Here is a 10111-nt window from a genome sequence, read left to right on the forward strand (position 1 = left end):
AGATATCAGCCAAAATATAATATTGATTTAAAAGATTCCAAAAATTATGCATATATACGACTTTCAGGCGATAAATTTCCTGCAATAAGTATTGCAAGAAAAAAAGGCAGAACAGGAGAATATTTTGGGCCGTTTGTCTCTGCCAAAGAAAGAGATTATGTTTTATCTGTTGTAAAAAAAACATTCAGACTTCGATCATGTAAAAGAATGACTAAAAAAGCATGTCTTCGGGCTCATATAGGAACATGCAGTGCACCCTGCAGGGGAAATATTTCAGAAGAAGATTACGGCTCACAGATTAAATCCGCATCATCTGTTCTTCGTGGAAACACAAAAGAGATAATTAGTTTCATGGAATCTGAAATGAAAGAGAGATCAAAGGATCTTGATTTTGAAAAAGCTATGATGCTTCGTGACCAGACCGAAGCACTCCGGCATCTGGCTGAAAGACAACACATAAACAGAAAAAAAATAACTGATGAAGATGTCATCAATTTTGTTTTAAGAGACGAAATTATCTATCTCATGGTTTTTTCTGTTTACAGGGGATGTCTTGCAGATAAACAGGAATTTGTATTTGATGCAGGAGAAGATGCTCTTGAAGAATTTTTAGTGCAGTATTACTCAGAAAACCAACCTCCCTCCGAGGTTATTCTTCCTGTAAAGATAAATCCTGCAATAACCCAGTTTCTTTCAGAACATAAAGGGAAAAAGGTAACAGTCACTATTCCTCAGAAAGGCGACAAGAAAATCCTTCTTGATCTTGTTCGCCACAATGTAGAAACGGTCTTTTTTGGCGGGGAATTAAAAGTTAAAGAACTTAAGAAACGCCTGCATCTCCCTGAAAATCCTGATATTATAGAATGTTTTGATATCTCGCATCTTTCAGGCACATCTATGGTTGGTTCAATGGTAAGTTTCAGGTATGGAAAACCTGATAAACGTAATTACAGAAGATTTAAAATAAAAACTGTTGACAAAATCGATGATTTTGCTTCAATTGCGGAAGTAGTAAAGAGACGTTATTTAAGAATTAAAACTGAAAACGGGGATTATCCGGATCTTGTAATAATCGACGGAGGAAAAGGACAACTCTCGGCGGCAAATAATGCACTTGATGAAATCGGTGTTAAAATTCCGGTCATTTCCATTGCAAAAAGAGAAGAGGAAATATTTGTACCGGGCTTTTCGTATCCGCTGCCCATAAAAAAGAATGATAAAGCATCTTTATTCATTCAGGAAATAAGAGATGAGGCGCATCGCTTTGCAATAAACTATAACCGCCTTTTAAGGACAAAAGAGATCAAAGGGAACTAAAAATGCGAAAGGATGTAAAATTTAAGCTGACAAGCGATTTTAATCCAAAAGGCTCACAGCCGGATGCAATATCAAAACTTGTTGAAGGAATAAATGAGGGAATTAAATGTCAGACCCTTCTTGGCGTTACCGGTTCCGGAAAGACTTTCACAGTGGCAAATGTTCTGGAAAATATTCAAAAACCAACGCTTGTTCTTGCACACAATAAAACTCTCGCAGCCCAGCTTTACAATGAATTAAAAGATTTTTTCCCAGATAACAGGGTTGAATATTTCGTATCATACTATGATTACTATCAGCCGGAATCATACATTCCACAAAAAGATCAATATATTGAAAAAGATGCCCAGATTAATCCAAAAATAGAACAGATGCGCCTGTCTGCAACAGCGTCACTACTATCCAGAAAAGATGTAATTGTCGTTGCCTCTGTCTCTGCGATATATGGACTTGGAAATCCTGAAAACTTTGAAAATCTGGGTTTTGAAATTAACATAGGTGACAAAATAAAACGAACCGGTATCTTAAGGCATCTGGTTGAAATCCTCTTTGAGAGAAATGACACTGAACTTATGCCGGGAAGATTCAGGGTAAAAGGAGATACAATCGACCTGATTCCCGGTTATTTTAACAATATTATCAGGATTGAGATGTTCGGTGATGAAATCGAAAGAATATCAGAGATTAATAAAATAACAGGAAAAAAAATTGAATCTCTGGACTACTTTTTTATATATCCTGCAAGGCATTATGTAATTCCTGAAGAAGTAAAATCCGGTGCAGTAGCGGAAATAAAAAACGAACTTAACGAAAGATTGAAAGAACTCGGACCATTTGAGGCTCACAGACTCCGGCAGAGAACTCTTTATGATCTTGAAATGATAGAAGAGACAGGTTTTTGCAAAGGAATTGAGAATTATTCCCGCTTTTTTGATCACAGAAAAAAAGGAGAAAAACCATTCTGTCTGCTGGATTATTTTCCTGATGATTTCCTTATGGTAATTGATGAAAGTCACCAGACTCTTCCACAGGTCAGAGGTATGTACAATGGTGACAGATCACGGAAAGAATCTCTTGTAAATTATGGATTCAGACTCCCTTCAGCTTTTGACAACCGTCCCTTAATTTTTTCTGAATTTGAAAGATATATGCACAATGTAATCTTTGTATCTGCAACGCCAGGTGTTTATGAATCCGAACACTCAGAAAAAGTTGTTGAACAGATAATAAGGCCAACAGGTCTTATTGACCCTGAAGTGTACGTAAGGCCTGTAAAAGGCCAGATGGATGACGCCTTAAAAGAGATCGGAAAAACAATTCAAAAAGGAAACAGGATTCTGATAACGACCCTCACCAAAAGGCTGGCTGAGGAACTCACTGAATTCCTCTCGGAAAAAGGAATTAAGACAAGATATCTTCATTCAGACATCAACACTATAGAAAGAACAGAGATTATAAGACAGCTTCGCCTGGGCAGATTTGATGTTCTTGTCGGCATAAATCTTTTAAGAGAAGGTCTGGACATTCCTGAAATTGGTTTTATCGGCATTCTGGATGCAGACAAGGAAGGATTTTTACGTGATGCCAAAAGCCTGATACAGATAATCGGTCGTGCTGCGAGAAATTCAGATTCATATGTAGTTCTCTATGGAGACAGGATGACAGAATCCATGAAAGTTGCAATCGGGGAGACAAAAAGGCGCCGTCAGATGCAGATTGAATATAACAATAAACATGGAATCTCTCCAAAAACCATTATAAAACCAATACGTGAAAAAGAAGTTGAACTCACAGATACGAAGCATATTCCAAAAAGTGAAATTCCTAATCTTCTTATCGGACTTGAATCCGAAATGCAGATGGCAGCAGACTCCCTTGATTTTGAAAGGGCAATCATGCTAAGGGACAGGATTAAAAAAATAAGAACCGAAAACAATCTGTGATTATTTTAGAGCTAAAAGGCCTCTTTTAAATTCATCAATATATTCCTGCATCGAAAGACTCCCCTCCGGGAAAGGGCAGTCAATATCATACATCTTTTCAATCATAGGATCTGTTGGAAGAAGAATCATATCTGTACCGGTTTTTTCACAGGCCTCAACAAGTGCCTTTCTGAAAGGGCCAATACAGTAAGCAATTCTTTTTGAATAGGTATTTTTTGTCTTTTCCAAAAAGCCTTTTAATCTGTAAACTTCTATCTTATGAAAATCTCCTCTTTCCCGTTCGTTTTTACATTTACCAAGCATATAATGATAATTTGAATATGGGTACATTAACTCAAGTTCACAGGGAACAGTCCCGCATGTACCAAATACCAAAACATGATACCTGTCATCTGTAAGATTGCCTTTTATTATTTTATGGAAGAGTTTGTGGCTTGGACTCTGACTATATGGTTTTCTAAGTGCACAGGGTATGAATATCGCAATCTCTTTTTTTTCAATTTCATATTCATCAATTATAAACCTGTAAGCATCTTCAAATTCCGTTCTGTAGAAAGGGGGATCATATATCTCTATCCTCTCGCCTTTGCGATCCACAACAAATTCTTTGCTTTTTTGTGGATTATCTCTTTTATTTTGCATATTTGTATTTCCTAATCATTCCGGGAGATAATATCAACAAGCTCGATCTCATATTTAAGATCTTTTCCTGCCATCGGATGATTGGCATCCACCTTTATAGATTTTTTTGTAATTTCCAGTACCTTTACAAATGAACTATGACCTGTAGGAAGCGTGATCGTTACAAAATCACCAGGAACAGGATCATATTTAAGATTGAGAATCGATTTTCTCATCTTGAATACAAGTCGCTTTTTGTGTTCACCATATGCATCTTCGGCCAGAAGATAGACATCTTTTTGCTCACCCGGATTCATGCCCAAAAGGGCTTCCTCAAACACCGGATTGATCTTTCCTTCACCAAGATTTATCTCTGAAGGTTCACTATCTTTTGATGTTTCAAATACAGTGTTGTCATCAGTTTTGCTTGTAAAATGTACCAAAAGAAGATCTCCGGTTTTTGCACCGCCCATAAGAATAACCTCCGCCATATTAATTGTCTCAGATAGCATAAAACAAATACGTGTATAAATTATTATCTGAATCAAAAAATGCAATAAAAAAAAGAAAAAATCTTTATTGAATTAAATTATTCGGATTTTGATATATCATTCATTTTTCGGGTATAAGAACGCATAATATCAGTTGATGTGACAAATCCAAGAAGTATTTCAGGATCATCCCTGTCAACAACAGGAAGATGGTGTATATTTTTTTCCATCATAATTGTTAGTGCTGTTTCAAGATTGGAATCAGAAAATATTGTATATACAGGCGTTTTCATCACATCTTTTATTGTAGTTAATTCCTTATTCTCAGGCATAATATCCCTGTGCGTAACAATGCCTGCAAGTTTTCCGTTTTCAACAACAGGAAATCCTGTATGCTGTGTATTATTCATTATGCTTATCATATCTGTCCATGAATCATCAGGTGAAAAACAGATAAGATCGCCCCTTTTTTTCATAGCACTCTCCGCAGTTATATCCTCCAGAATCTCAATCTGATATTCACCTCTGTGTGCAGGCGACTGTGCCTTTGTTCTATATTGTTCCTTAAAGATTGTCTTCTCTCCTGTAAGAACATTTGAAACAGCAACTGCACCCATTGCAGGTACTAAAAGTGAAAAGTCACTTGTCATTTCAACAACCATTATCATAACTGCAATCGGTGCATTTGCAATACTGCCAAAAAGAGCTATCATACCCACAATTACAAATGCAGGAACAGATGCCAGCGGCACAATCTGAGGTATCAGAAAATGCAAAGACATGCCAAACGCTCCGCCGGCAGCGCCGCCTATTGCAAGTCCCGGAGCAAAAACACCACCACTACCTCCTGAACCGATAGTAAATGAGGTTGTAAAAATTTTTGTGAAAGGCAGAAGAATCAAAACACTTAAGGGAAGCATATTATAAATTGCAAGCTGTATAAAACCGTATCCGGTACCAAGACTTGCAAGCGCCGTAATCATAGTATCTGGCGAGATATGAGCTAAAATTATTACAAATATGCCAATAAAAAATGCTCCTGTCACGGGCTTTAGATATTTTGGAATTTTGTGTTTCTCAAAAAAGGAATTGAATTTATTTTTTGTGCCATAGAAAAACTGAATATACAAAAGCCCCATTAACGCACATATTAATCCCAGAATTAGAAACAGAGGTATTTGAGATATTTCCCAATGGATATTCGCGGTTCCGAATACAGGATCATAACCTTCAAAAAAACCAAATATTGAATATCCAATTATTGATGCCAGAAATGCTGGCATTATAGCTTCAGACTCGAAGTCACGGGTATAAAGGATCTCTGCAGCAAGTATTGCACCACCCAGTGGCGCCTTAAATATTGTCCCAATTCCTGCACCAATTCCTGTAGCAAGTGCAATTCTTCTTTCACGTGGAGAAAGTTTTAGGGCATCTGCTGCTATTGAACCAAAACCTGCTGAAATCTGTGCAGTCGGACCTTCTCTGCCTGCACTTCCTCCGGTCGATATGGTAAGTATGGAAGCCAGTGCCTTAACAACAGGAACTCTCCAGCGTATTTTGGCATCACCGTGAAATGCCTTTATAGCAGCATCAGTTCCGTGTCCTTCGGCTTCAGGTGCAAATTTATAGACCAGAAGTCCTGAAAGAAAAGCTCCACCACAAATTACCGGAAGAATAAGCCATATAAAAACAGGAGGAGTCCATCCGGATATACCTTCTATAGACAGACCTTCGACAGGCATATGATACCCGATTAAATTTTCCATCACGAAATGTGTTCCAAATTTAAGGCCCCAAAAGAAAAGAAGTGCACCGATTCCTGAAATTATGCCAACTACAATTCCTATAAGCATTATCTTCCTAAAAGAAGAGGAATTTTCCATCATTGGCATCAGCTGGACAATAGTTTTGTTCTCTACATTAATTAGATATATTATTTGTCTAAAGAAAAAAGGTGACTTCAAAAAATAAATATTGCTTATCAAAGTTTTTAGCTTTAATCAAATCACACGCTTTTTAATTGTTTATCTTTATATTTTTTTTATATCCCGATAAATTTCAGGGTCTAATCCAAAAAAGCAATAGTTAATGGCAGTCATCGAAATTGTATATCCATCAATCCTTTTTGGAAAGTGTTATAAGATATTTGATAAGTATTTTAATTGACGAAATTGTGTTAACAGAATAATCTGGTTAAAAAAAGTATAGAGGTCAACAATATCTTGAACATGTATTTTGTATTCAATACTCAAAACATCTCATGAGGTTATTAGAAAAATGGTTTTTCATTCACCTGCAACAGTAATTTCAAAAACAGGAGATGCAGGACAATATAAAGTCTCTCTGCCAGTCTGGAATATGCTTCTCCGCGGGTTTATGGCCGGGGCATATATAGCAATGGGCGCTGCACTTGCAACAATCTGCTTTACAGGAGTTGCAGAGCATCTGGGTGATGGTCTCGCCAAATTTGTTCTTGGAGCAGTATTTCCTGTCGGACTTGTGATAATAGTTCTTACTGGAGCGGAACTATTCACTGGTGACGCAATGTTTGCCCCAATGGCAGCATTCATTCACAAAACAAGCTGGAAGTCAGTTCTAAATCTATGGCTATGGGTATATATAGGAAATCTAATAGGATCTGTTGTTTTTGCCTATATGATGGCATACGGACCTTTGACTTCCTGGTCTGCTGACGGGACAGGTACTGCGACAATATTTGGAATTTCTGCAGTAGGTATTGCGTTAGGAAAAGTAAGTTATGTTGGAATAGCTGCAACCTGGTCATTATTTCTTAAGGCCTTATGTTGTAACTGGCTTGTGAATCTTGCAATACTGCTTGGAATCTGTGCAGATGACGCTATAGGAAAAATAGTTGGAATCTGGTTACCAATTATGGCTTTTGTAGCACTGGGATTTGAGCACTGTGTTGCAAATATGTATTTCATCCCGGCAGGTCTTTTTACAATGCCATATCTTACAGGTGATCAGGCAGCCTCATTCGGAGTCGACAATCTGGCAAATCTCAACTGGGTCTCAATGTGGACTAATGATCTGATTGTTGTTACAATAGGAAACATTGTCGGAGGTCTTCTGTTCGTCGGAGTCCTTTACTGGATAGCCTTTAAAAAAGAAATTGAGGCCATTTAAATTAAAATTAAACTCATTTTTTATTTGATTTTACCATCCGGAGTTTTTAATTTGAGAATAAATGGAAAAAATGGAAAAAATATTCAAATATCCATCTTTACATTACTGACATGGATTTTTCTTGTAATTCTTTTTCTTGTATACATCTATTCAGACCAGGATTTTAGCCAGGTTTTATGGGCTGTACCCGTTCTGATAATGCTTTTACTTATCCCCCTTGGCTTAAATTACATGAACCAGACCGAATATCTAAAACTTGTGCCCCTATATGAAAAAGAAGCGGGTTTTACCAGCATTGGTGCTATTAATCCAAAGTTGACAGGCCAGATTATAAGAATAGAGGGAACAGTAACCAAAATCAAATCCCGTTTTTTTAACAGGCCGGGATATATGATAAGAGACAAAACCGGTTCAATATCAGTCAAAATGTTTACAAATCCTTTGGAGAAGATTAAAAAAGATGACGAAGTTGTTGTTTTTGGACAGGTTATTAAGAAATATATTGCGACAGGTCAGCCAACTATAAATGCCGTATCAATAAGAAAAAAGACTGAATGATATCTCTTATCTTCAGAAAACACCAATAAAACCTATTGCAAACATTTATTGCATTATTAATATGATCTTTTATCAAAGGAGACCTAAATTATGGCAAAAATCAATATTGGATTTATAATCAGCCTTGCATTAATTTTTATCCTGATTACTGCATCAGGCTGTACCCAAAAAGAAGATTGTTATGCAAATAACGGCGACACAGTATCGGTATACTACAAAGGAACACTCGATGACGGCACCATATTTGATGAAAAATTAAAAGGAACTGATACTCCTCTGACATTTATTCTTGGAAACAATAAAATGATAACCGGATTTGAGAACGCAATTTTAACCATGAATGAGGGTGAAACAAAAACAATTTACCTTAACCCTGATGAGGCATATGGAAAATACAATGAGGAATATGTATTTCCAGTCAATCGCAGTATTTTTCCTGAAGGTTATACAATTATTCCGGGGAATACTGAATATCTAAGCGGAATGGATGGAAATGTAATACAGGTAATTATACTGAATGTAACAGATTCCGAAGTTATTATAGATGCAAACCACCATCTTGCAGGAAAAAATCTGACATTTGAAATTACACTTGAAAGAATAGAAAGAACTCAATAATTTTTTTAATAAACCGGAAATTCAACTTATTTTTTATTATTAATTTAGTAAAGCAGCATCTGTTTCTTTTATAATTTATATTAAGAAAAAAAACGATTTCTCCTCTATCTAATAACTATCAAAATATATTTTGAAAGCATTTTTGATAAAGCATAAAAAAATTAAAAAATGGGTGTTGCAAAAAAAGTTTTTTATTCTGTGAAGATGTTAAAGATCTGATCGTCACCTGTGTCATTTAAACGCTTACGTTCTGTTGGTTCCTCAACAAGTGAGAGAAGCGGAAGGTCAAGATTGACACCAGGTTCATATCCAAACATGTCCTGCATTTCAAGCTGGAGTGCATGCATATAGAGTGCATTTGGAATATCCATTGCACAGAGTTCCTGACACTGACCACAGTTTACACATGAATCTGCAATGTGTGAATAACGGATCAGGTGGAACATGAACGGAGGTGTTACAACTCCCGGTTCTACAAGGTATGGTTTCTTTGTTGAGCATTCAACACAGTAACAGATTGGACAGTTTTCAATACACTGATAGCATTTGATACAGCGTGATGTCTGATCCATAATGAAGTTTAAGCGTTCTTTGCCCTCTCCAAGCTTTTCGAACTGTTCATTGCGGCACCTGTCACCGAGCTTGAACATTGCACCCTCAATCTTGCCACGGATACCTAATGCAGGTCCTACAGGTTCTCCTGTCTCAATTGTCTTTCCGGTTGCCTTTGTGACTAAGTCTGCACCCTTATCTGAACATACTTCAACAAATGTTGCTTTTCCTGACTTGTCACCAATAACTCCCCAGTTACCACATGCAAGATCACACTGACGGGGGACTTTTGTTTTACAGCGCTGACAGTTAAGGCGGCGTCCATATCCTTCCTCTTCAAGATCGTCGATCTTTATACCCTTGTGCTCACCGTCTTTTGTGACAACAATAAACTGACCTTTGTCAATCTCTTCTTTTACAATATCATCAGGATTAAGACCAAACTTCTCCTGAATCATAATGCGGGCATCAATAGGACTTACTGAACCACCGCAGTTAAGACCGATTGAGATGATATTGTCAAGGTTTATCTGCTGTCTCTTTGCAAGTTCATACATTGCCTTTGCGTCACAGCCTTTCATTGTGACTGCAATCTTCATATCTTTTGCACCATTAAAGTACTTTTTAATGAGCTTTGGCATCAGAAGCGTACCGCAGTGGAGTGAACCTGCACATTCTGCAATCTGCTCAGGATCTGTTATAAGAACAGGCTGGGCATCATAAAGGTCAACACCTTTTTTGACTGCCAAAACCGCATCTACTGTACCGCTTTCAAGTGCATACTTGAGAAGTGATGTAACTGCTCCACCACATTCTCCTCTTGCGAGTGCCCCTTCATCTTTTGCCCATGCCCAGAGCATATCT

Annotated in this window: 9 protein-coding genes; 5 read left to right on the forward strand and 4 right to left on the reverse strand. The window is 37.2% G+C overall.

Annotation, left to right across the window (positions count from 1 at the left end; all coding sequences use genetic code 11):
• Both uvrC and uvrB read left to right on the forward strand, forming a co-directional pair.
• The coding region (uvrC, locus tag ACTB1O_RS04885; RefSeq protein ID WP_462994019.1) for an excinuclease ABC subunit UvrC at positions 1–1317 on the forward strand (1317 nt) is incomplete at its 5' end.
• A gap of 2 nt (positions 1318–1319) precedes the next feature.
• Positions 1320–3260, forward strand: a complete 1941-nt coding sequence (uvrB, locus tag ACTB1O_RS04890; protein WP_462994020.1) for an excinuclease ABC subunit UvrB — start codon at positions 1320–1322, stop codon at positions 3258–3260.
• On the opposite strand, the gene ACTB1O_RS04895 is transcribed toward uvrB, so the two are convergent.
• The 3 genes from ACTB1O_RS04895 to ACTB1O_RS04905 form a co-directional block, all read right to left on the reverse strand.
• The gene (locus tag ACTB1O_RS04895) at positions 3261–3902 is read right to left on the reverse strand and encodes a DUF5591 domain-containing protein (RefSeq protein WP_462994021.1); all 642 of its coding nucleotides are present in this window, start codon (positions 3900–3902) and stop codon (positions 3261–3263) included.
• Positions 3903–3913: 11 nt separating this feature from the next.
• Complete coding sequence (locus ACTB1O_RS04900) at positions 3914–4372, reverse strand: FKBP-type peptidyl-prolyl cis-trans isomerase (protein ID WP_462994022.1); 459 nt, start codon at positions 4370–4372, stop codon at positions 3914–3916.
• A gap of 98 nt (positions 4373–4470) precedes the next feature.
• On the reverse strand, positions 4471–6258 hold the full coding sequence (locus tag ACTB1O_RS04905; RefSeq protein ID WP_462994023.1) for a chloride channel protein: 1788 nt from the start codon (positions 6256–6258) through the stop codon (positions 4471–4473).
• Positions 6259–6649: 391 nt separating this feature from the next.
• On the opposite strand from ACTB1O_RS04905, the gene ACTB1O_RS04910 reads away from it, so the two are divergent.
• The 3 genes from ACTB1O_RS04910 (at position 6650) to ACTB1O_RS04920 (ending at position 8695) form a co-directional block, all read left to right on the forward strand.
• Positions 6650–7519 carry a formate/nitrite transporter family protein gene (locus tag ACTB1O_RS04910; RefSeq protein ID WP_462994024.1) on the forward strand — a complete coding sequence of 290 codons (870 nt, stop codon included), beginning with the start codon at positions 6650–6652 and terminating at the stop codon, positions 7517–7519.
• 51 nt (positions 7520–7570) lie between these two features.
• The gene (locus ACTB1O_RS04915; protein WP_462994025.1) at positions 7571–8077 is read left to right on the forward strand and encodes an OB-fold nucleic acid binding domain-containing protein; all 507 of its coding nucleotides are present in this window, start codon (positions 7571–7573) and stop codon (positions 8075–8077) included.
• Between the two features lie 90 nt (positions 8078–8167).
• Positions 8168–8695 carry an FKBP-type peptidyl-prolyl cis-trans isomerase gene (locus ACTB1O_RS04920; RefSeq protein WP_462994026.1) on the forward strand — a complete coding sequence of 176 codons (528 nt, stop codon included), beginning with the start codon at positions 8168–8170 and terminating at the stop codon, positions 8693–8695.
• Between the two features lie 191 nt (positions 8696–8886).
• Here ACTB1O_RS04920 and ACTB1O_RS04925 read toward each other — a convergent pair.
• Positions 8887–10111 (reverse strand): Coenzyme F420 hydrogenase/dehydrogenase, beta subunit C-terminal domain (locus tag ACTB1O_RS04925; RefSeq protein WP_462994027.1); only part of this gene is annotated, 1225 nt, incomplete at its 5' end.

The organism is Methanomicrobium sp., from assembly GCF_055145805.1.

What these genes read in the sequence shown, in the direction of transcription:
- ACTB1O_RS04900 (WP_462994022.1), bottom strand. Translation starts at nt 4,372, where the DNA reads ATGGCGGAGGTTATTCTTATGGGCGGTGCAAAAACCGGAGATCTTCTT.
- ACTB1O_RS04910 (WP_462994024.1), top strand. Translation starts at nt 6,650, where the DNA reads ATGGTTTTTCATTCACCTGCAACAGTAATTTCAAAAACAGGAGATGCA.
- ACTB1O_RS04905 (WP_462994023.1), bottom strand. Translation starts at nt 6,258, where the DNA reads ATGATGGAAAATTCCTCTTCTTTTAGGAAGATAATGCTTATAGGAATT.
- ACTB1O_RS04920 (WP_462994026.1), top strand. Translation starts at nt 8,168, where the DNA reads ATGGCAAAAATCAATATTGGATTTATAATCAGCCTTGCATTAATTTTT.
- uvrB (WP_462994020.1), top strand. Translation starts at nt 1,320, where the DNA reads ATGCGAAAGGATGTAAAATTTAAGCTGACAAGCGATTTTAATCCAAAA.
- ACTB1O_RS04895 (WP_462994021.1), bottom strand. Translation starts at nt 3,902, where the DNA reads ATGCAAAATAAAAGAGATAATCCACAAAAAAGCAAAGAATTTGTTGTG.